Origin of the sequence: Roseibacillus persicicus (assembly GCF_014651675.1) — a bacterium.
In the GTDB taxonomy this organism is placed as follows: domain Bacteria; phylum Verrucomicrobiota; class Verrucomicrobiia; order Verrucomicrobiales; family Akkermansiaceae; genus Roseibacillus; species Roseibacillus persicicus.
In genome coordinates this window covers 123,222-142,741 of sequence record NZ_BMXI01000009.1, presented here as the reverse complement: position 1 = coordinate 142,741, position 19,520 = coordinate 123,222, and the positions used below count along the sequence as shown (strand labels likewise).

Genomic DNA, 19,520 nt, shown 5'->3' with positions numbered 1-19,520 from the left:
CCTTGTAAGGACTGCCCTGGCCGGAGAGAGCCTTTTGGAGTGCCTGCCGCTTGCTGCCGCCCTCAGGTTGAATAAGTTCGTTCTTAGTCGCTCCCGGGTCGAGCAAAGCTTGTTTGCTCGCCCTCCTTGTCACTTCGAATCAAAGAGCGCCAACACTCTTCGAATGGCTTCCTCTTTCCCCCGCACCGGAGAAACTCCCCAATGCCCCCGTGATGCAAGCTCACCGAACTTTCATCGCCCCTCGAGAGACCGATAAGCGGACGAGACGCGTATAGCCGAGGGCCCTTCCACCAACATTCGCGGCTGTTTTGTCAAAACAGCCCTACCGACGAAGTTGTTTGGCAACGGGAAGGAGAGCTTGCCTCACGAGCACAAAAAAACGGCGGGAAAGCCCGCCGTTTTTAAAAATCTGAGTGAGTCGGTCGCGCTTAGTTCGAAGCAGGCACCTTCACCACGACACGGTCACCGGAACGGATACGCTGACCAGGCTTGAGGCTGGACTGAATGATATCACAGATGGTTTGAGTGGGCTCGACGGCAGAAACCTTGAGGCGACCAACCAATGAACCACCGCGGCTAACCAACAGCTCGCTGCGCTCATCAATGTTAGAGTTATTGGAACCCCGATTGATGATGACGAAGCCATAGTCGTTGGAAACGGCAGTCACGCTCGCGCTCACTCCATTCAGAGCGATGCGGGACTTCACCTTCCCAAGGCGACCCTGAAGGTTTTCCTTACGGTCAGAAGCTGCAGCAACGGTCTTAGCCAACTTGCCGGCAATCTCGGTCTTCTCTTCCAGTTCAGATTCCTTTTCCTTACGCTCGTTCTCCAAGTCCTCGATGTAACCCACAACATCATCAATGCTGAGATTTCCACCCGCGTCAGGAATCATCTGGCCGATGAGCTCTTGAGCGATGGTGATATTGGTTTGAATGGTCTCGAGGTCAGCATCGTAGCTCTCGATTTCCCCCTCGAGCTCAGCCAAAGAAGTTTTCAAACCTCTTTCTTTCGAAGACTCGTTTTCCAAGCTGGCGGAAGTTTCGTTGCGTGCGTCGATGGCAGTTTTCTTCTCGTCTTTGGCAACTTTAATTTCCGAGTTCTTCTCATCGATATTTGAAGCAACGGTCTCGTTATTATCGAAGGTCTCAATGGTCTGCCCGATTGTATCGCTCAGAGTATTCTTGGTTTGATAACCGAAGAAAGCCGCCGCCCCGCAAAGGATAATGGTCAGGATGTAGAAAATGTTCTTAATCATTTTGGTGTGTGCTGTGTGTGGCTAGAGAAGGATTAATTTACTTGGAGGAGGCTACCACGGTGTCACCAACGCGGACGGTCATGCCATCTTCGAATGAATCGGGGATGATGTTAGCTGCGGCAGTAGAAGGCTCGGTCCCGGTGACCTTCAACTTCCCGATGGTTTGTCCATTGCGCTTCACATCGAGGATGGAGTCACGAACGATTCCAGCATTGTCTCCACCCGAGAGAATGACGAATCCAAGGTCGTTCACGACTCGGGAGACGCTGGCGTTGAGGCTGGAGAGAGACTGCTTCTTGGCGTAGTTTTCAAGCACAGAAGAGATGGCTTCGTTCTCAGTTCCAAGGGAATCGCTGAGAGCCTTGCGAGTTTGAATCTCGGTATCCTTGAGAAGGAGCTCGCCCTTCAGGGTTGCAAGGTCGGTGCTGAGTTTCTCCAAGTTGCGCTTCAGGTTATCGAGGTCGCCGAAACGGGCCAACTTCTCGCGTCCCTCTTCAACTTCGGCCTTCTTGGACTCGACTGCTGACTTCTTGTCGTCGATATCAGTTTGAAGAGACTTATTGGTGGCAAGCTGCGTTTCCAGCTGCTCAGTCAGAGTGGCGTTCTCTTCGTTAGCTGCTTTGGTATCATCTTGCAGACCAATCAGGGTTTCTTTCTTTTCCTCAAATTCGTTGGTGTTGATTTCGAGTTTCTGCTCTTCGGACGACAGCGCGGCGCGCTGATGTTCGAGAGCCTTCTTATTGGTGAAGCCGAAATAAGCGGCTGCCGCCAAGACCAGTGCTGCAATAATTCCAAAAGCGTTTGCCATAACGTGTGTGCGTTTCAGGGAGCCTACTAACAACTCCCATTGATTTGGACACTGTAGTGAGAATTCACCCCACCCGACAATAGAAAAATGTGGCCAAACCGCACACGTCTTTACAAAAGCAGCTTCCTACTCCTAGGTGCGCCCGTTCATGAATTCAGTTCTTCGCGTTTTTTCCTACCTCAAGCGTTACCCCGGCTTGGCTGCCGCTCAACTTTTTTGCGCTTCCTTGATGGCTCTTTCGGTCATCGTTTTCCCTTCTATAGCAGGATTTGTCACCGATGAGATCCTCTCCGACCCGTCTCGACACGACGAACTTTTCAAGTGGGTTTTCCTCGGGGTTGGGGGCTTCTTTCTAAAAGATTTTCTGAATTGCGGTCGTATCCTGGTGAACAATCACTTCGAACAAAATGTAATCTACGACGTCCGTTCCGATCTCTACCGCAAGATTCAGAACCTTCCCCTCCGTTGGTTCGATACCCGGCGCACTGGCGACATCATGACCCGGGTTGCCGAGGACGTGACCTCCATGGAACGGGTCCTTATTGACGGGATCGAGCTCGGACTAGTCTCATCCATCCAGCTGCTGGCGGTGGGCGCAGTGATGTATTACACCAATCTGCAGGTGGGATTGTGGGCAACACTCCCGATCCCGTTCCTCATTCTCGGAGCTTGGATCTACTCCAAGGACGCGCGCTACCGCCACAAGGCCCAACGCGATGCCACTTCCGACCTCAATTCTCTGCTCCATGACAACATCTCGGGCATTCGCCAAATCAAGTCCTATGCCGCGGAGAAGGACGAGCTGGCGCACTTCAATTCGCTTTCGGCAAAGGTGCGCCAGTCTTCCCTGCGCTTGATGCGTTGGTGGGCGGTCTACAACCCCTCCATGTCTTTCATCCAAATGCTCGGTTACTCACTCGTGCTTTTCTTTGGAGGTCGGGAAGTGATCAACGAGCAGATGGAGTTGGGCGATCTGGTGATGTATTTTCTGCTGCTCTCTCTCTTCTATGAACCCGTCAACAATCTCCGCCAACTCAACCAGCTCTTTCTCTCCTCGCGAGCAGCGGCTGATCGGGTGTTTGAGATTCTGGATTCTGAAAACGAACCCAATCTGGAAAATGCCAAAGCTCTCCCGAATGATTTCGCGGCACAGGTCGAGTTCAAGGATCTCTCGTTCTCGTATGGCGACGACTCCCCCACCCTAACCGACGTCAATCTTCAGGCGTTGCCTGGTCAGACGGTCGCTCTGGTAGGGCCGACTGGCGCAGGCAAGTCGACGATCGTGAACCTCTTGCCACGATTTTACACTTATCAGAAGGGCCACATTCTCATCGATGGCCACGAGCTGGCGGAGTTGGACAAATCCTCGTTGCGCGAAAACATCGGCTACGTGACGCAAGAAGCCTTCCTCTTCAATGGCACCGTGCGGGACAATCTCCTTCTTGCCCGTCGCAATGCAACCGAAGAGCAATTGTGGGCCGCTCTCTCCAACGCTTGCTGCGAGTCCTTCGTGAAGGCCTTGCCCCAACAACTCGATACCAATGTGGGAGAACGGGGGGTGAAACTCTCCGGCGGCGAGAAGCAACGCTTGTCCATCGCACGCGCACTTTTGAAAGACCCGCCCATCCTCTTGTTAGACGAGGCTACTGCCAGCGTGGATACCGAGACCGAGCACCTCATTCAGACAGCCTTGGACCGTCTCATGCAGAATCGAACGGTATTCGTCATCGCCCACCGGCTTTCCACCATTAAAAATGCCGACCGTATCTATGTGTTGGATCAAGGCCGGGTGGTCGAGCAGGGTACGCACGAGGAATTACTCCAACTGGGCGGGCTCTACGGGGAGCTTTCGAAAAAGTCGTTTCTCGACGAGGACCAGAATCCGTAATTGAAGCCCACCCCGGCCGGTGCCATCCTGTCGACAATGAATCGCTCGCTTGCCCTGCTGGTCGTCCTTTTGGTTGTCGCAGTCTTGGGTGGATTCTTTTTACTAAAGGAAAAACCGCCAACAGGGCAGGCTCCTCCCTCTCCAACACCGACTGTCCCTCGTCCGGAATCCTACACGACCGGTCCGGCTTCCCGCGACGGCATCGGCAAATTCTATTTGGGGCGCGAGATCGCCCATGTGATGGGCCATCAAGCGATCAATTGGCTGGAGCGTGACAACCGCGAGGCTGAAGAAGCGCCCTCTGCCGCAATTTCCGCTCTCGAGATTCAGCCAGACGACGTCATCGCCGATATTGGGGCAGGCTCGGGATATTACACCTTTCGACTGGCTCCGCTCGTTCCCCGAGGGAGGGTGATCGCGATCGATATCCAACCCGAGATGATTGAGTTCCTCACCAACCGGGCCCGGGGCAAAGGAGTCAAGAATGTGCAACCCCATCTCAGCACCATCACTTCTCTTGAATTGCCGCCCGAGTCTCTCGATTCAGCCATTCTCGTCGACGTTTATCACGAATTCTCTCACCCTGTTGAGATGCTCGCCTCCCTGTATTCGGCATTGAAACCAGGGGGAAGACTCTTCTTGTTGGAGTATCGAGGGGAAGACCCCGAGGTTCCTATCAAACCGCTCCACAAGATGACCGAGGCTCAAGCAATCAAGGAAATGAAAGCCTCAGGTCTAGAGCACGTCAAAACCCTCCACCACCTCCCTTGGCAACACCTCATGATCTTCGAGAAGTAGAACAACTCCGAAGCATTAAAAAATCGCTCACCTCAATCCATTCGGATCCCGGCAGCAGACTAAGCAACCACCTGCTCCAGCTTGATCCCGTAAGTTTCGGCAATTTCAGGAGCGTCGGACGCTTTATACACCTCGCGATAGTAGACCTCCTTGATTCCGTAGGCGCAGAGAGTCTGCATGCACGCAGTGCAAGGCATGGTGGAAGTCGCCACGATCTTGGCCTCTCCTCGCTTGAAAAGACTGCAAAGGTTGATCTCGGCGTGCAGCATGAACTTCTGCCTCTTGTCCCGATCATCCCAGAAACCCTCGGGGGCATCAAATCCCGGGGCCAATCCGTTATAGGCAGTGGCGATGACACGGTTGTCAAAGTCCAACGCGGCGGCGCCAACTTTGCGGAACGGATCCTCCGAGCGCAGGCTGGCAACCTCGGCCAACGCCATCGCGTATTGCGGTATCGTGATGCGGTCACTCATCTCCGGCAGTCTCACGATCTTTCTGCAACAACCAAGCAGAAATCTGCTCAGGATCGTCAGTTCGCTCACGGCAACTTGCTCCTTTGCCGAGAAAGGTCATCACTCCTTCACCAACTACTAGATAGCCTGTAAATTCGCTCACTGAACCCTGAATCCCAGTCACGATCAGACTGCCTTCGCGTTTTCGCCATACCAGACCAATTCCACTACTCCGAGAGACTGACAGTGAGCATCACCGAATCGTAGTCATCCTCCAACCTCTGCACGAAGTGGTTCCGCTCTTCCCCATCGAAGAAGCCTCCACAGTGTCGAAGGCTCTGTTCGCCGCGGCCAAGCAACGCGCCTCTTGCAATACCATCCTGGCTTCGGCCAATGAGGCCGTTCCTCAACCCGTCCCCCCCAGAATCTAGTCCTCTGTCGCTGGCGACAAGAAATAGGGTGTCTTTTCTCCCGTCAGACGGTTGGGCTCACGCTTCTCATCCGCAACCGACTGACTTCCAAAGAGGAGTGAAAAGAGGACAAAGTGACGGAGATGAGACAGTTTCTTCATCTTTTTACCTCCATCGGTGAACAATAGCAGGAGCAAAGGGTCTACTTTTCTGAATGCACTCGTTCACGCGAGACATTCAACAAAGGGTGAACAGTAGTTTTTCAGCCCCAGACGACCAGCAGTCCGTCTGGCCAGTTGATGAACTCACGGTCGCGGGGGGCTTCGGCCTCCCGCGATTCGCATTTGGAGACCTGACCCTTAAAATAATCCCCACCCTTCCAAATCTCCATCTTACAGCCTTGCACCGCGCCCCACTCAAGGCTAAGCAGTTCGCCGCAACATGCTCGAAAACATCAGAAAATACACAGGCCTCTTCATCGTGGTTCTTGTTCTCATCTTTGTTGGTCTTGTTTTTCTTCAAAGCAACATGAGTGGACGAGGTCCTAGCAGCGGGCCCATCATGGTGAAGACCAAGGATAAGACCTATGCCTACAAAGACGTGCAAAAGGCGGAAAACGAAATTCGCCTCGGCCAACGCATTCTCCAGACCTCCATCCAGAACGGCTCTTTTGACACCTATGGCGACATTTCCCAGTATCTGGGGACTCTCGAAGGCGGCGGCAATGAAGAGATGACCAAGCGCTATCTGGTGCATCGTGAAAACTTCAACCGGGCCCGGAAAGAGTTCGGTCTCTACCCCAGCAAAGAAGAAATCGACCTCTATCAACGCGAGAAAGTCTTCACCGGTCGCGACGGAGTCTTCGATGACGAGTCCTACAACCAATTCACCGACAAAGGTCTGCGCAATCTCGGCATGACCATCAACGACCTCAATGACTTTATTGGCAACCTCCTCGCCTTTAAGGAATTCACCAACATTCTTGGTGCTGGCGTAGTCGCCAATGAGGAAGCCGCGCAAGAAAGCTTCATCGCCAACAGCCAGCAGTTTACCCTTTCGACCCTCTCCCTCGACCTGGCCGACTTCAAAAAAGACATCAGCCCCACCGATGAAGAGGTCAAAACTTACTGGGAAGAGAACAAAGGGCGCTACGAGACCGAGGCCAAGCGCCGCTTGACCTACTTCACCGCAGCCCCCGACTTCGACGCCGCATTGGCCAAGAAGAAAGAGGAAGAAGCGGGCAAGGAAAAGACTCCTGCCGAAGAAGCGGCCGATGCCGAGAAAACTCCCGAGCAAATCGCTGCCGACGACAAGGCCAAAGCCGAGAATCTCACTTTGACACCCGAGGAACGCAAGAAGCTGGTCGATGAACTCGGTCTCACCATCGAGGAAAACATCTGGGTGGTCCTCCAGGGACAAATCGACAACGGCGCGAAGAAGGCCGAAATCGAACCCCTTGCCGAGGAATTCGGTTATGAGGTCAAAACCACTGAACTGCTCCCCATCAGCGAACTCCCAGCCGAGATTCGCGGTCCGGTGCGAGGCACGCAAACCACAGTCGAGCAGGAACTCCTCGACGCGAGCCTGAACAGCGACAACGTGATGGATACTCTCAGCGAAATCCTTGGTGTTGGACAAGAAAGCTGGCTGATGTATCGCGTCGACGAAGCGGTCGAGCCCACCGAAAAGACCTTCGAGGAAGCCAAGGAAGACGCCAAGAACGACTTGGTGCAAAAGAAGGCTGAAGAAGCACTCAAGGCTGCTATCGAATCTGCTCGCGAAGAGGTTGCGAAGGCACTCGCCGATGGCAAGCCCCTCAATGAAGCTGCTGCCGAGCAGAATCTGAAGCTCGCCGAGCACCTCACCTTCACCGCCAACGGACAAGTGCCCAGCGAACCCAATCCCCGCGATATTTTCCGTCTCGCCTCCCAGACAAAGACTGGTGAGATTTCCTCAGCCGAGGTCATCGAGCCTCTGATGGACCGCGGCGTATTCGTCTTCGTCAAAGAGCGCACCTTCGAAGAGAACGAACAGAACAAGGCTGGTCTCACCCGCGCGGTTTCCACCCAGCAGCAAGCTCTCCGCATGGCTCTGGTTCAGCACTGGTTCACCGCTCAATTCGATGAGTCCGAGGTGGAGCTGGTCACCCTGAAGAACTGATGAGCGAGCGCGACACGGCCTTCGACCAAGCCAACACCCATCTGGCGGTTGGCGAATTGGAGCAAGCGGAGGCCTGTTATCGTGAAGCGGTGGCCGCCGACCCCGAATTCTTCGACGGTTGGCATGCCCTCGGCATGACCCTCATGAAGCAGGGCAAAATCAAAGAGGCCATCGGTTGCGGTTTGCAAGCCACCACCCTCGAGCCCAACGACTTGCTTGCCTGGACTGCTCTCTCGCAGATGTATGTCCAGGATCAGCAGATTGCAGAAGCGGAATTCGCCAAAGGCAACGCCCGCATCCTTTCCCTCGGCGGGAAAGTCAAAAAATAGCCTCCTCCCCTCCTTCAAAAGAAGGACCGCGAGTGCCCTCACTCGCCCAAACGAACCGTCCTTCCCCAACCGACCCTTCTTGCAAAGAGCTAGCCAGCGGGAAGAGTCTAGGCACTCGCGCTCCGCTGGAACTTTTCCACTAAGCTCGATGAATCAATGAGGAACCGGCCTCAAGCGCGAACTTTGCCCTCGAACTCGTTGTGCCTCCGGGCTGCAGCACGTCGCTAACAATGCGATAATCACTAATCCAACTCTCCTGAGTCAGAGAGCAAAGGGTGTAACCACGTTCGCGATTGTAGAACCTCAGGCAGGGATTACTGCCGAACAACTCCTCCGTATCACTAGGAACCTCCACCCCGTTTCCGCCACTCGAGATTGATGTGCACACGAACTCACTGGCCACCACCGCTTGCTCGGACTTGCGGTCGTCAAAGCGCAGCTCATTGGCCCAGTTCGCGTGGATGTCGCCAGTCAAGACCACCGCATTCGGCACCCGACGCTCTGCAATGTAGCGCAAGAGACGCTCGCGCTCGGCGAGATAGCCCGGCCACTGGTCCATGGAGTAAAGCTGCCCATCATCCTTGGTGAAGCCGACCATCCCCATCATCACCTGCTGGGCCAGCACGTTCCAGGTTGCCTGCGAACTATTCAAGGACGCAGTCAACCAGTCAAACTGCCTTTCCCCTAACAAGGTATTACGCGGTCCGAAGGCCTCCGCATTGAGCGGGGACTTGCGATCCCTATTTGGCTGATCGCTGCGATACTGGCGGGTATCGAGGACATTGAACTCCGCCAAACGACCGAAAGACGCCTTGCGGAAAAGCTGGAGATGGGCGCCCTGCGGAAGAGAGCGCTTACGCAAAGGCATGTTCTCGTAGTAAGCCCGATAAGCGTTCGCACGCCGCGCGAGGAAATGAGCGGCGGGAATCCCTTTCTCCTCGGAAATTAGGTTCGCATAGTTGTTATCGAATTCGTGATCGTCCCAAGTCACAAACCACGGGCAGGCGGCATGCATCTTTTGCAAGGACGGGTCGCTCTTGTACTGCGCGTAGCGAGCCCGATACTGGTCGAGACTCTCAATTTCCTTTCCTTGATGGGTGCGCACCTTTCCGTTTCGCCCCGCCTCGTATTCATAAATGTAATCCCCGAGATGAAAGACCAGGTCGACCTCCTGCTCGGCCATATCATCGTAGGCGGAGAAGTAGCCTTGCTCAAAGTTCTGGCAGGAGGCAAAGGCGAAGCGCAGCTTGTCGGGACTGGCATCGGGGCGCGGCAAGGTGCGGGTGCGACCCACCGGACTGGTGGCATCACCACTGCGGAAGCGATAGTAATACCAGCGATCAGGGGCGAGAGACTCCAACTCCACGTGCACCGAGTGACCCAGCTGCGGAGTGGCTAGGACCTTGCCGGAGTCGACGAGGGAGCGAAAGGCCTCGTCGTCGGCAACTTCCCAAGAAACCTCAACCGGACGGCTTGGCATTCCCCCTCCATCTTCCAGTGGGCGCGGCGCCAAACGCGTCCACAGCACCACTCCCCGATGATCCGGATCACCCGAAGCGACTCCGAGAGTGAAAGGGTAGTCTTTGGGAGTCTTTTCGCTCTGACCAAAAGCGCGCTGACCCAAAAGAGGAATGGCCGCCAAAGAGGCCCCGTAGGAAAGAAGAAGACGTCGGGAAAAAGCACCATCCTGGCGCAGAAGTTTATCAAGCGTTGCAAAATCGGGCATCCCTCGAATCAAACAAGTCACAGAAATGCAAACGATGCTCGAATTGCGACGATACTGTCGCCAAGTTCTCGCTCAAGGTTCGGGAGATACAATCGCGAGAGAAGTCCTTTTCAACGCTCAGGTGCGGCAGTTCGAATTCAATATGGGCGCAGAAGTCGGGCAGGAAAGCTTGAGCGGCCGTTCGGAAAGCCCGCAGAAACGAGCGGACGAAAGAAAAAAGAGAGAGAGTAGCCCCACGAGGACTCGAACCTCGAAATACTGAACCAAAATCAGGTGTGTTACCAATTACACTATGGGGCTGTCTAAAAAGCGTTTCTCAACGCGGGGCGAGGGATTTACCGAATCCTCGACAAGAATCAACTACGAAATGCACTCAATCGCAAACTCGCTGACAAAAAGTCGTCGATTCGCGTCACATTCTCCCCTCATCCTTACCCACACAAACCTTGACCTTACGGGCGGAAGGCCAGAACCTGCCCGCAAATCATGGATTACGGCTATCTCATCGCCAAGCGGCGCGCACGGTTCGACGAAATTGAAACAGCAATGTCCGAGCCAGACTTTTTTTCGGACCAAGAGCGCTCAACCACCCTTTCGCGCGAACATCAGTCGATCAAAAAGGTTCTCGGCATGTGGGAGGAATATCAGCGTCTCCTCACTGAACTGGAGGACAATCGCGAGCTCGCCAAGGGCACTGATGAACTGGCCGAAATGGCCGCTGAAGAAATTCCTCAGTTGGAAAAGGACATCGAGCGGCTTGGCTCGGAGGTGCAATACGCCCTTCTCCCGCGCGACCCCTCCGAGGAACGCAACGCCCTTCTCGAGATTCGCGCCGGTGCCGGTGGCGACGAGGCCTCCCTTTTTGCGGGTGAACTTCTCCGCCTTTATCAAAATTACGCTTCCAGCCGGGGTTGGAAGACCCAACATCTCGACTCCTCTCCCTCCGACGTTGGCGGCTTCAAGGAGGTCGTCATCAAGGTCACCGGCGAAGAGGTCTTTCGCTATCTCAAGTATGAATCCGGCGTTCACCGGGTTCAGCGGGTTCCTGCGACCGAAACCCAGGGGCGCATCCACACCTCCACCTGCACGGTGGCCGTCATGCCCGAGGCGCAGGAGGTCGACGTCGTGCTCAAGCCCGAGGACCTCCACATCCAGGCTACTCGATCCGGCGGTTCCGGCGGTCAGCACGTCAATACCACCGACTCCGCGGTCCAGATCACCTATTTGCCCACCGGCTTGCAGGTCAAATGTCAGGACGGACGCTCCCAAGCACAGAACAAGGCGCTGGGCCTCGAAATTCTGCGCTCGAAACTTTACGAAATCAAAGTGCAGGAAGAAGCCGAGAAGCATGCCTCCCACCGGCGTTCGCTTATCGGATCCGGCGACCGTTCCGAAAAGATCCGCACCTACAACTTTCCCCAAAGCCGGGTCACCGACCACCGCGTGAACTACACTTCCCACAATATGGAAGGCATTATGCAGGGACAAATCAATGAGTTTACCGATGCTCTGCAGAAGGCCGAGATGGAGGAAAAGCTCGCGGAAGCCGAATCAGAAAACAGCCAAGCATGAGCACACTCACAGTCATCGACCACCCCTTGGTCAAACACAAGCTGACCATTCTCCGGGATGTCGCCACCCCCTTCCCCACCTTTCGCCGCGTGCTCCGCGAGACCACGTGGCTGCTGGCCTACGAGACCACCCGTCATCTACGGGTCGAGTCGGGAACGGTGGAGACCCCGCTGGAGGAGATGACTGCGCATAGCCTGCCCAACCCCGCTCCCTGCCTCATATCAATTCTACGAGCGGGCAATGGCCTCGTCGATGGCTTGATGGACGTGATGCCCGAGGCTGCAGTCGGCCACCTCGGCCTCGTTAGAAACCCCAAGACTCTTTTACCCGAGGAGTATTACTGCAAGCTGCCCTCCGAGATCGAAAAGCGCCAGGTCATCCTCGCCGATCCCATGCTGGCCACGGGAGGCAGCACCATTGCCGCCATCGACCGCTTGCGCGAAAAGGGCGTGCGAAATCTCGTCTTTCTCTCCCTCCTGGCCGCTCCCGAGGGAGTGGAGGCCCTGCAAAGCGCGCATCCCGATGTCCCCATCTTTACCGGCGCGCTGGATCGTGAACTCAATGAAAAGGGCTACATCCTCCCGGGTCTGGGCGATGCCGGAGACCGCATCTACGGCACCGAGTAGCCCATCCGGCGACAAAAAAGCCCATCCGGCGACCTAAAGGCCCATCCGGCAGGGATCAGCGCGAAACAGGAATGACCTGAATTCCTTTCGGAAGCTTCGCTCGCTCCCCCTCCCGTTCGATTCCCTTGAGATCACTCAGGGTTCGACGGGATTCTGCGAGCTCTTCCGCGCTGATCCTGCGGATTTCGTTATCCTTCTTTACCTTGGAGACCGCAACATATCCCGCGGGCACGGAAATAGCCAAGAATAGGGTCACGATATGGTTCATAGGTTAGAAGCAAGTAGCAAGTGCACGCACTTTAAATAAGTTAACAAAAATATCAAGAACTCTTAATTAAATATTTGAAATCACGTTAAGCTCCTCCCCAACCTTCCGTTTACAAAAATCCCAAAAGAGAAGATTTTCGGTAAAATCAAACCTCCCTGCCGCTAACCCAATGAGATGAAATGGTTTCTCCTCCTCTACCTGTCCACCCTCGCCCTGCTTCCAGCCAAAACGATCGAGGTGTTCGTGGCCCTTTGTGACAACAAGACCCAAGGCATCGTTCCCGTGGGAGCCAAGATCGGCAATGGTGATGACGCCCCGAACAATCTCTACTGGGGCTGCTCGGACGGCATGAGCAGATACTTCAAGAAGAGCAAAAAGTGGAAACTACTCAGCTCCACCAATCCCGACAAAACGTATCTCATCGAGACCCTGGAGTTCCAACATATTGGGACCGACACCCGTCTCACGGCGCACGCCTATCGGGGCAGCGAGATGAAGAAGTGTCTCGAAGATTACTTTGCGGCCCTCCAGTCGGGCGGCCCCGACAAACTCGTCGCTTTCATTGGCCACAACGGCTTGATGGACACCTCTCCCACTCTTCCCGAACAAACCAAAACAGCTAAAAAGCAAACCCCAACAATTGTTCTTTGTTGCATTAGTGACCGCTACTTTGCCCCCCACTTTCAACGCTATCAGGCAAATCCCCTGCTTCTCACCAGCCAATTGATGTATCCCGGTTCTTTCATCCTTCACGATGCCATCGAAGTTTGGCTGAAAAACGGCAAGCCGGACGACTACCTCCAAGCAGCAGCTGCCGCCTACGCCAAAAACCAGAAAATCAGCACCAAGGCAGCGAAAACCATCTTTTCGCTAGGGCTGTGACCAGCGCTCACGCAGAAGGAGCAACCGCTTTAGATGCACCTCTGGTTCAGCCCCGTCGCAGTGATTGGGAAGCACTCCCTCCAGCTCCAGGGCCAAAGCGGTCTCGATGCTTTTCCGCGCCAAACGGGAATTTTCATTAAAAAATGGCGGGGGAAGATGGGAAAAACCAGCGAAGCTAGCAAAGAGGTCCCCGCAAAACAGGAGCTTACGCTGGGCACAATAGAAGCCAGAATGCCCTGCGGTATGACCCGGTAATGAGATCACGCGAAGCCCCTCCCAAACATCGAGTTCATCCTCCGGCTCGAGAAGGTGAGTCGAGTCAAAGGGGCGGAACCCAAAGACCCGTTTCCCGCAGGCCTCAAGAGCAGCAGTCACCCGCCCCGGGCCTCTATAGCTCGCAGCGCCCTGATAGTGCGCTTGATCAGCCCTGGGAGCAGCCACCCACGCCCCAGTATCCTTAACGAGTTGAGCGACATTGAGAATGTGGTCGAGGTGACCATGCGTTAAAAGGATACCGACAACGGGCTCATCTTCCCAACCTCGCTTCCGCAAACCCCTTCGGAGTTGCGCCGGTCCACCAACGAAACCTCCGTCGATGAGAAAAAGTCCCCGCGAATCGCGCAGAACATAGAAATTCACACCAAGGGAGCGAATTGGTAACACATCCCTTTTCATCGAACACTAGGGAGAGAAAGGATGAAAATGGAGCCGGCTAACGGATTCGAACCGTTGACCTACTGATTACAAATCAGTTGCTCTACCAACTGAGCTAAGCCGGCCACTTCTCTTGCGAGAATCCCTTTCGGGGGCGGGGAGTATGCATTTTCTTTTGACCTCCGCAAGACCAAAGAGAACCCTATTTTCAATCATTTTTGCCAAGCTTGCTCCACGGGGTTGACCCCGCCCTCTCGGAGAGGCATGGACGGCTCTGTCAGTCCCATGAATCCTTCCCCACGTCGCAACCTATTTCGAGAAGCCGTCCACTTGGGCTGGGGTGGCGCGAAGGAGAATATTCTCCCGGGACTGGCCCTCTGGGTCGTCGGACTCGCCCTCGTCATTTGCTACTATCGCTTCGAGCCCGTAGCTCAATCCTTCGACCTCATCGGGGATTTGAAGGACCGCACCTCGCCCTGGTTCGCGATGATTTCGACCGCGATCTTTGGCAGCTTGGTTCCCTGGTTAGTAGGTGCTCTCTTTCTCCCCAAAGAGAAAAGGCTCCCCATCCGGCGGGTGCCCCTCCTTTTCCTCTTCTGGGCCATTCATGGCTGGCAAGTGGACAAGCTCTATGAACTGCAGTCCGTGGTCTTCGGCAGCGAGCTGAAGACCTCCACCATTTTCTTTAAGACCGTAGTCGATCAGTTTCTCTGGAGCCCCTTTCTCGCGACTCCCCAGGTGCTACTCTTCTATCTCTTTAGCGAGCAAGACCACTCGGCGCGCCGTTTCAAGCTGGCCCTGCAGCGCAAGAGTTTCCTGCAGCGCCTCATTCCACTCTTGCTGACCAACTGGGTGGTCTGGATTCCTTCGGTGGCTCTGATCTACCTCTTTCCCCTCCCCCTACAGCTCCCGTTGATGAACCTCATCCTCGCAATCTGGTGTCTCATCATCAGCTTCTTTGCCAAGAACGCTTGAGCCCAAGCGGAGACTCCTTACAAAAAATCACACGATTGGTAATTCAATCCCCCATTGGGTTGGGTTAAAGGAAACCCCTCAAATGACCGAACTCTACCTCATTCGCCACGGCGAAACGGAATGGAACCGCGCGGGACTCTGGCAGGGACACGAAGACTCCCCTCTCACCGAAAACGGGGTCGAGCAGGCCGAATGCCTTGGCGAGCGCTTTGCCAAAGAAGGCATCCGCTTCGATGCCATCTACACCTCCGACCTGGGACGCTCCCACAACACCTGTAAGCTGCTGGTCGAGCCTCTCGGCCAACTCGACGAGATTCAAATCGACATCGGACTTCGCGAACGGGCCTTGGGTCCCCTGCAAGGGCTCACCTTCGAGCAGATTCAGGAACAATTCCCTGACGACGCCGAGCTGCACGCCTCCGGCGACCCTCACTACGCCCCGGAAGGTGGGGAATCCTGGGCTGACACCTTCGCCCGCTCCTCGGCAGCGCTGCGCAAAATCGCGCGCCGTCATGATGGCCAAAAGGTTCTCGCAGTCTCTCACGGCGGAGTGATCGGCATGGCTCTGCGCGACGCTCTTGGGCTCAACCTCTTGCCGCCGCGCCGCTTCCAATTGCCAAATACTGCTCTCAATATCTTCAACTACGATAACCACAATTGGAACCTGCGCACTTGGGGCGACACCGCTCACCTCAAGAATGTGACGGTGCTCGATGAAGTCGTAAAATGAACCCTCCTTCCGGAAAACAACCCGCCAATAACAAAAAAAAGACCCCGGGCTGCTTTGGCTGGGGCTGGTGCGCTTTTAGCTCCATCTTTGTGTTAGCGGGTCTCTGGATGACCTTTCAGGAGCTCAGGCTCTGGACCTACGAGGAGGTCCCCTGCCAGGTGCAGAAATTCGAGATTCTCGACGAAGCTTCCAATGACGAGCCTTTCTCGGCCCGCGTTCAGTTCACCTATCAACACAACGGGCAGCAATACACCGGCAACCGCCTGACCGCCAACGAAGGCCGGCACGAAGACTACGAACACTATGTCGAGCTCGAGCAAGAAGTCCGAGCGCGCGGCACCTGCTTTCTCAACCCTGATCAGCCTTCCGAATCCATTCTGCAGCGCAGTCGCGGAGCAGTCTGGGGGGGCATCGCCTTCACCCTCTTTGGCAGCTTCTTTGTCGCGATTGGAGTCTTCATCATCAAGGCCTCCAAAGATGAAAGCAAAGCCCTCTCGGCCAAAGGGAGCAGCAAAGAGTTCAAACACAGAGGCACAATTGCAGCTGCTTTCTTCGGGATCTTTGCCCTGGCCGGCGTGGGGGTGTTCTTCGGCAGCACCCTGCCAATGGCTCGTAAAGCTCTTTCGCTGCGGAGCTGGGAGCCGACCCCTGCCACCGTCATCTGGAGTAGAGTCCGCTCCCACGATTCCGACGACGGCACCACCTACAGCCCCGACATCTTCTACCGCTATCGCTATCAGGACCAGGAACACCGCTCCAACACGTTTAGCCTGAGTTCAGGGAGCTCCAGTGGACGGAGCAGCAAGCAAAAGATCGTCGACCAATATCCACGAGGCAAGGAGTTCACCTGTTACGTGAACCCCAAGAAGCCTTGGCAAGCGGTCGGGCAGCCGAAGCTGGGATGGTCCGTCCTCATTATGCTCTTGCCCCTCCCCTTCCTCGCGGTGGGTTTCGGAGGAGTCTGGTGGTCACTCAAGAAGAGCCGGGAGCTCAAGTCACCGGCCTTGCCCGAACGAAAAGGTCATCTTCCCGCCCGCTCGCAACCGGGCAAAGGCAACCAAAAGCTCAAGTCCAGCAACCGGAGCATGAACTTTTTCGGGCACCTCATCTTCGCTCTGTTCTGGTGTGGGATCGTGAGCGTCTTTGTGGTGGTGGCTTGGGGAAAGTGGGCCAGCGGCCACCCGGAATGGTTTCTCAATATATTCCTCATTCCCTTTATTCTGGTCGGCCTCATCGCCCTGCTCAGCCTCCCCTACTCCTTCCTCGCCATCTTCTCTCCCCGCTTCGACCTCTCGGTCAAAGATGAGGATTTGCGCCCGGGCATCGCGACCAAGTTCCGGTGGAAGCAGACCGGCGGCAGCGGCCAGCTCACCGAGATGACCATCACCCTCGTCGGTCAAGAAGAGGCCACCTACCAACGGGGCACCGACCGCAGCACCGCAACCTCCATCTTCTATCAGAAGGACCTCTTCACCACCACCAGCCTGCCCTCCATGCTGCAGAGCGAGTGCGACCTCATTTTCCCCCACGATGCCCTGCCCACTCTCAAAGGCGAACACAACAGAATCCGTTGGTATATCCGCATGCACGCTGCGGTCAAATCACGACCTGATGTCCGCGAACGGATTGACCTGATCCTGAACCCTCTCACCGAATCCGACTTCCGATGAGCACACCATCCCCAGGCGTCGAGATCGAGCTCGATCACTTTCACCACCAACCGTTTCAAGAACTCACCGGCCGGGTGCGCATCACCGGATCTCTCCCGGCCAAGAAGATGGAATTGCGCGTCTTTTGGTTCACCCGAGGACGTGGCGACGAGGAGGCCAAGGTTCTTCACCGGCAGGAAATCAGCCCCCACGACTCGCTCGTTCCCTTCGCATGGAAACTCCCGCCCGCGCCCTACAGCTTCGCGGGTAAGCTGATTACGCTGGCGTGGGCCGTGGAGGTGGTGGATGAGAAAGAGCAATCCCTCGACCTCGTGCCCTTTCTCCTTTCTCCCAGCGGGGAAGAGATGCAACTCGAGGCTCTCAAGGACTCCACTCCCAAGGGAAAGGTCGCCATTTTCTCGGTCGAGAGGAATTCATGAAGGCCCACCTCAATCCTTTCGCTCCCGACCGAATTCAACGACGGCTCCCCTTCGATCCCACTCTCTCGGGCACCACGTGGGAGGCCATCGAGAGTCGTTGGGAAAAGCTTTCCCGCAGGGCGGCAGTGCGAGGACATCACGGCAGCGGAAAAACCACTTTTCTCGATGCCTTTGCCCAGCGCCTGCAACCCCGCTTCCGAGTGGAACGCCTTTTCCTCCACCGGGATTCACGACAACTCGATCAGGAACAGCGACAACTGTTAGAGTCCATTCGCGGTCAACAGGATGTCATTCTCTTTGTCGATGGCGAGGGGCACCTTGCTGGTTCCGAGCGGAAGGCTTTGCGCAAATTGAGCCTCACCCTGGGTGGCTACCTCGCGGCCCGTCATCACCTTTCCCGTCTTCCCACCCTTCTCCATCTCAAAAGCGATCCCCTGCTGGCCCAGACCCTGTTAGAAAAAATCGAACCCGCAGCTTCCCGCGAACTGCACGAGAGTCTTCCCGCCATTTTCCGGAAAAAGAATGGGAACTTGCGGGAACTCTGGCTTAGTCTCTACGACAACTATGCGAACGAAACTGACCACGATCGGGCTTCTTCTGCTCAGCCTCCTGAGTCTCAACGCGCAAGAAGCTAACCTCTCCCCGGGCCAACCGTTTCCCTCCCTCACCCTGCCAACCGCAACGGACCACAGCGCCCTGAGCACCGACTCCTTTCTCGGCAAAAAATCGCTCGTCCACTTCTTTGCCTCCTGGTGAGCAGGTTGTCGCAAGCACGTGCCCGGGTGGCACGACAGAACGAAGAACCTCGTCGCGGACGGAAAGTTGCAAGTCTTTGGCATTGCGCCAGAGCAATATGGCGACCGCATGGCGCTCTTCCTGCAGTGGAAGAAAATGGACTTTCCCGTGCTGATGGATCCCTTGAACGTCTTGGGAGTAACCGCAGTACCCATCACTCTCCTGGTCGATGAAAGTGGCGTCATTCGCTACCTCCGACCCAAGCCCCAAGACCTCGCAACCTTCCTCGAAACCGATTATCCCGAGACCAAACGAAGCAGTCAGCCACCCGCACGAGCGCCTCACATCGAACAGGCGCTGAAAGCCCTGCAAAGCGGAAAAATTGCCGAGGTCAAAGAAGCGATGGCCTCCTATCGGAAGGTCGTTGAGGCCAACAAGGCGAGCCCCGCAGACCTCTTTCACCTCGGGGTTCTGCACCGCTGGTGCTACGATCACGATCCCAGTGACAGCGCCCAATTTCAAGACGCGGTCGACCACTGGCAGGCCGCTTTGCAAGAGGTTCCCGGCCAATACATCTGGCGACGACGAATCCAGCAATTCGGTCCCCGCCTCGATAAGCCCTACCCCTTCTACAATTGGATCGAGGAGGCCCGTGGGGAAATCTCAGCTCGGGACGAAGCCCCCTTTCCATTGCTCGTCGAGCCGTCTGGTTCCGAAGTCTCTTCGCCCCGCAGAAAAAACGAACAAGCGGATTCACCCAAAACATTTCCTGACCCAGGGCAGCGCCTACCGGATTCAGGAACAGCCCTGCAAGTGTCCGTCACCCTCATCCCGCACACCGATCAGAAAGAGGAGCGCAGGTTGCACCTCCGACTGCAGCCAACTGGCAGCAATCATTGGTCGAGTGACGCGCAGGAGGCCAGCCTCTGGTTGGTTCCCCAAGAGGGAGAACCGATCCTTTTGACTGATCAACCCAGCCCCCTCACCAACGGCAAAGACACCTCCAGCGAAGCCCGCACTTTGGAGGCCGACCTCTCGCGTAAGCCTGACGAAGACAGTCGCTTGGTCCTCTTTTTTTCCCTGTGTGAAGACGAGCAAGGAGTCTGTCGCTTCCTTAAGAAAGAGATTTCCCTCACGGAAAAGAGCCATCCCTAAGGCTCCT

At 55.7% G+C, this 19,520-nt stretch carries 22 protein-coding genes and 2 tRNA genes; 13 read left to right on the top strand and 11 right to left on the bottom strand.

All coding sequences use genetic code 11. The features are described 5' to 3' along the window. Window positions 1-428 precede the first annotated feature (428 nt). Both IE099_RS11670 and IE099_RS11665 read right to left on the bottom strand, forming a co-directional pair. Window positions 429-1,256: a hypothetical protein gene (locus tag IE099_RS11670; protein ID WP_189570114.1), complete on the bottom strand. Its 828-nt coding sequence runs from the start codon at window positions 1,254-1,256 to the stop codon at window positions 429-431. A gap of 37 nt (window positions 1,257-1,293) precedes the next feature. Beyond that, window positions 1,294-2,064, bottom strand: a complete 771-nt coding sequence (locus IE099_RS11665; RefSeq protein WP_189570113.1) for a hypothetical protein — start codon at window positions 2,062-2,064, stop codon at window positions 1,294-1,296. Between the two features lie 148 nt (window positions 2,065-2,212). Between IE099_RS11665 and IE099_RS11660 the strand changes: the two genes are divergently transcribed. After that, window positions 2,213-3,952 (top strand): ABC transporter ATP-binding protein, encoded by a 1,740-nt coding sequence (locus tag IE099_RS11660; protein WP_189570112.1) that lies wholly within the window; start codon window positions 2,213-2,215, stop codon window positions 3,950-3,952. Window positions 3,953-3,988: 36 nt separating this feature from the next. Beyond that, on the top strand, window positions 3,989-4,750 hold the full coding sequence (locus IE099_RS11655; RefSeq protein WP_189570111.1) for a class I SAM-dependent methyltransferase: 762 nt from the start codon (window positions 3,989-3,991) through the stop codon (window positions 4,748-4,750). Between the two features lie 59 nt (window positions 4,751-4,809). Here the strand turns inward: IE099_RS11655 and IE099_RS11650 are convergent, their stop codons facing one another. The 4 genes from IE099_RS11650 to IE099_RS21005 form a co-directional block, all read right to left on the bottom strand. After that, window positions 4,810-5,223, bottom strand: coding sequence for a deoxycytidylate deaminase (locus tag IE099_RS11650; RefSeq protein ID WP_229809493.1), 414 nt, complete (start codon window positions 5,221-5,223; stop codon window positions 4,810-4,812). Next, entirely contained in the window at window positions 5,216-5,365 is a 150-nt protein-coding gene (locus tag IE099_RS11645) for a hypothetical protein (protein WP_189570110.1), read from the bottom strand. The genes IE099_RS11650 and IE099_RS11645 overlap by 8 nt, the downstream gene beginning before the upstream one ends. A 264-nt stretch (window positions 5,366-5,629) precedes the next feature. Continuing rightward, window positions 5,630-5,773, bottom strand: a complete 144-nt coding sequence (locus tag IE099_RS11640) for a hypothetical protein (protein WP_189570109.1) — start codon at window positions 5,771-5,773, stop codon at window positions 5,630-5,632. A 101-nt stretch (window positions 5,774-5,874) separates the two neighbouring features. After that, the gene (locus IE099_RS21005; RefSeq protein ID WP_268244914.1) at window positions 5,875-6,003 is read right to left on the bottom strand and encodes a hypothetical protein; all 129 of its coding nucleotides are present in this window, start codon (window positions 6,001-6,003) and stop codon (window positions 5,875-5,877) included. Window positions 6,004-6,053: 50 nt separating this feature from the next. Here IE099_RS21005 and IE099_RS11635 point away from each other — a divergent pair, with 50 nt between their 5' ends. Next, window positions 6,054-7,772 carry a peptidylprolyl isomerase gene (locus tag IE099_RS11635; RefSeq protein ID WP_189570108.1) on the top strand — a complete coding sequence of 573 codons (1,719 nt, stop codon included), beginning with the start codon at window positions 6,054-6,056 and terminating at the stop codon, window positions 7,770-7,772. Then, window positions 7,772-8,101, top strand: a complete 330-nt coding sequence (locus IE099_RS11630) for a tetratricopeptide repeat protein (RefSeq protein WP_189570107.1) — start codon at window positions 7,772-7,774, stop codon at window positions 8,099-8,101. Before IE099_RS11635 ends, IE099_RS11630 begins: the two co-directional genes overlap by 1 nt. A 139-nt stretch (window positions 8,102-8,240) precedes the next feature. Here the strand turns inward: IE099_RS11630 and IE099_RS11625 are convergent, their stop codons facing one another. Together IE099_RS11625 and IE099_RS11620 are read right to left on the bottom strand one after the other, a co-directional pair. Next, window positions 8,241-9,827: an alkaline phosphatase D family protein gene (locus IE099_RS11625; RefSeq protein ID WP_189570106.1), complete on the bottom strand. Its 1,587-nt coding sequence runs from the start codon at window positions 9,825-9,827 to the stop codon at window positions 8,241-8,243. Window positions 9,828-10,055: 228 nt separating this feature from the next. Next, a tRNA-Gln gene (locus IE099_RS11620) sits at window positions 10,056-10,127 on the bottom strand. A gap of 186 nt (window positions 10,128-10,313) precedes the next feature. On the opposite strand from IE099_RS11620, the gene prfA reads away from it, so the two are divergent. Beyond that, on the top strand, window positions 10,314-11,399 hold the full coding sequence (gene prfA / locus IE099_RS11615; protein WP_189570105.1) for a peptide chain release factor 1: 1,086 nt from the start codon (window positions 10,314-10,316) through the stop codon (window positions 11,397-11,399). Further along, a complete protein-coding gene (upp, locus tag IE099_RS11610) occupies window positions 11,396-12,025 on the top strand; it encodes a uracil phosphoribosyltransferase (RefSeq protein WP_189570104.1) in 630 nt (209 codons plus the stop codon). The genes prfA and upp overlap by 4 nt, the downstream gene beginning before the upstream one ends. A 55-nt stretch (window positions 12,026-12,080) precedes the next feature. On the opposite strand, the gene IE099_RS11605 is transcribed toward upp, so the two are convergent. Beyond that, a complete protein-coding gene (locus IE099_RS11605) occupies window positions 12,081-12,293 on the bottom strand; it encodes a hypothetical protein (RefSeq protein ID WP_189570103.1) in 213 nt (70 codons plus the stop codon). A 174-nt stretch (window positions 12,294-12,467) separates the two neighbouring features. On the opposite strand from IE099_RS11605, the gene IE099_RS11600 reads away from it, so the two are divergent. Next, window positions 12,468-13,175, top strand: coding sequence for a hypothetical protein (locus IE099_RS11600; RefSeq protein ID WP_189570102.1), 708 nt, complete (start codon window positions 12,468-12,470; stop codon window positions 13,173-13,175). On the opposite strand, the gene IE099_RS11595 is transcribed toward IE099_RS11600, so the two are convergent. Beyond that, window positions 13,164-13,814, bottom strand: coding sequence for an MBL fold metallo-hydrolase (locus tag IE099_RS11595; protein WP_189570101.1), 651 nt, complete (start codon window positions 13,812-13,814; stop codon window positions 13,164-13,166). The genes IE099_RS11600 and IE099_RS11595 overlap by 12 nt on opposite strands. A gap of 64 nt (window positions 13,815-13,878) precedes the next feature. After that, window positions 13,879-13,954 (bottom strand) — tRNA-Thr (locus tag IE099_RS11590). Window positions 13,955-14,114: 160 nt separating this feature from the next. On the opposite strand from IE099_RS11590, the gene IE099_RS11585 reads away from it, so the two are divergent. From IE099_RS11585 to IE099_RS11560, 6 genes are all read left to right on the top strand, one after another. After that, a complete protein-coding gene (locus tag IE099_RS11585) occupies window positions 14,115-14,804 on the top strand; it encodes a hypothetical protein (RefSeq protein ID WP_189570100.1) in 690 nt (229 codons plus the stop codon). 82 nt (window positions 14,805-14,886) lie between these two features. Beyond that, the gene (locus IE099_RS11580; protein WP_189570099.1) at window positions 14,887-15,534 is read left to right on the top strand and encodes a histidine phosphatase family protein; all 648 of its coding nucleotides are present in this window, start codon (window positions 14,887-14,889) and stop codon (window positions 15,532-15,534) included. After that, window positions 15,531-17,204, top strand: a complete 1,674-nt coding sequence (locus IE099_RS11575; RefSeq protein ID WP_189570098.1) for a DUF3592 domain-containing protein — start codon at window positions 15,531-15,533, stop codon at window positions 17,202-17,204. Before IE099_RS11580 ends, IE099_RS11575 begins: the two co-directional genes overlap by 4 nt. Further along, window positions 17,201-17,623, top strand: a complete 423-nt coding sequence (locus tag IE099_RS11570; protein WP_189570097.1) for a hypothetical protein — start codon at window positions 17,201-17,203, stop codon at window positions 17,621-17,623. Before IE099_RS11575 ends, IE099_RS11570 begins: the two co-directional genes overlap by 4 nt. After that, on the top strand, window positions 17,620-18,258 hold the full coding sequence (locus IE099_RS11565; RefSeq protein ID WP_189570096.1) for a nucleoside/nucleotide kinase family protein: 639 nt from the start codon (window positions 17,620-17,622) through the stop codon (window positions 18,256-18,258). The genes IE099_RS11570 and IE099_RS11565 overlap by 4 nt, the downstream gene beginning before the upstream one ends. Window positions 18,259-18,397: 139 nt before the next feature. After that, window positions 18,398-19,513 carry a TlpA family protein disulfide reductase gene (locus tag IE099_RS11560; RefSeq protein ID WP_189570095.1) on the top strand — a complete coding sequence of 372 codons (1,116 nt, stop codon included), beginning with the start codon at window positions 18,398-18,400 and terminating at the stop codon, window positions 19,511-19,513. Window positions 19,514-19,520 lie beyond the last annotated feature (7 nt).

What these genes read in the sequence shown, in the direction of transcription:
- IE099_RS11670 (WP_189570114.1), bottom strand. Translation starts at nt 1,256, where the DNA reads ATGATTAAGAACATTTTCTACATCCTGACCATTATCCTTTGCGGGGCG.
- IE099_RS11665 (WP_189570113.1), bottom strand. Translation starts at nt 2,064, where the DNA reads ATGGCAAACGCTTTTGGAATTATTGCAGCACTGGTCTTGGCGGCAGCC.
- IE099_RS11660 (WP_189570112.1), top strand. Translation starts at nt 2,213, where the DNA reads ATGAATTCAGTTCTTCGCGTTTTTTCCTACCTCAAGCGTTACCCCGGC.
- IE099_RS11655 (WP_189570111.1), top strand. Translation starts at nt 3,989, where the DNA reads ATGAATCGCTCGCTTGCCCTGCTGGTCGTCCTTTTGGTTGTCGCAGTC.
- IE099_RS11650 (WP_229809493.1), bottom strand. Translation starts at nt 5,223, where the DNA reads ATGAGTGACCGCATCACGATACCGCAATACGCGATGGCGTTGGCCGAG.
- IE099_RS11640 (WP_189570109.1), bottom strand. Translation starts at nt 5,773, where the DNA reads ATGAAGAAACTGTCTCATCTCCGTCACTTTGTCCTCTTTTCACTCCTC.
- IE099_RS21005 (WP_268244914.1), bottom strand. Translation starts at nt 6,003, where the DNA reads ATGGAGATTTGGAAGGGTGGGGATTATTTTAAGGGTCAGGTCTCCAAA.
- IE099_RS11635 (WP_189570108.1), top strand. Translation starts at nt 6,054, where the DNA reads ATGCTCGAAAACATCAGAAAATACACAGGCCTCTTCATCGTGGTTCTT.
- IE099_RS11630 (WP_189570107.1), top strand. Translation starts at nt 7,772, where the DNA reads ATGAGCGAGCGCGACACGGCCTTCGACCAAGCCAACACCCATCTGGCG.
- IE099_RS11625 (WP_189570106.1), bottom strand. Translation starts at nt 9,827, where the DNA reads ATGCCCGATTTTGCAACGCTTGATAAACTTCTGCGCCAGGATGGTGCT.
- prfA (WP_189570105.1), top strand. Translation starts at nt 10,314, where the DNA reads ATGGATTACGGCTATCTCATCGCCAAGCGGCGCGCACGGTTCGACGAA.
- upp (WP_189570104.1), top strand. Translation starts at nt 11,396, where the DNA reads ATGAGCACACTCACAGTCATCGACCACCCCTTGGTCAAACACAAGCTG.
- IE099_RS11605 (WP_189570103.1), bottom strand. Translation starts at nt 12,293, where the DNA reads ATGAACCATATCGTGACCCTATTCTTGGCTATTTCCGTGCCCGCGGGA.
- IE099_RS11600 (WP_189570102.1), top strand. Translation starts at nt 12,468, where the DNA reads ATGAAATGGTTTCTCCTCCTCTACCTGTCCACCCTCGCCCTGCTTCCA.
- IE099_RS11585 (WP_189570100.1), top strand. Translation starts at nt 14,115, where the DNA reads ATGAATCCTTCCCCACGTCGCAACCTATTTCGAGAAGCCGTCCACTTG.
- IE099_RS11580 (WP_189570099.1), top strand. Translation starts at nt 14,887, where the DNA reads ATGACCGAACTCTACCTCATTCGCCACGGCGAAACGGAATGGAACCGC.
- IE099_RS11575 (WP_189570098.1), top strand. Translation starts at nt 15,531, where the DNA reads ATGAACCCTCCTTCCGGAAAACAACCCGCCAATAACAAAAAAAAGACC.
- IE099_RS11570 (WP_189570097.1), top strand. Translation starts at nt 17,201, where the DNA reads ATGAGCACACCATCCCCAGGCGTCGAGATCGAGCTCGATCACTTTCAC.
- IE099_RS11565 (WP_189570096.1), top strand. Translation starts at nt 17,620, where the DNA reads ATGAAGGCCCACCTCAATCCTTTCGCTCCCGACCGAATTCAACGACGG.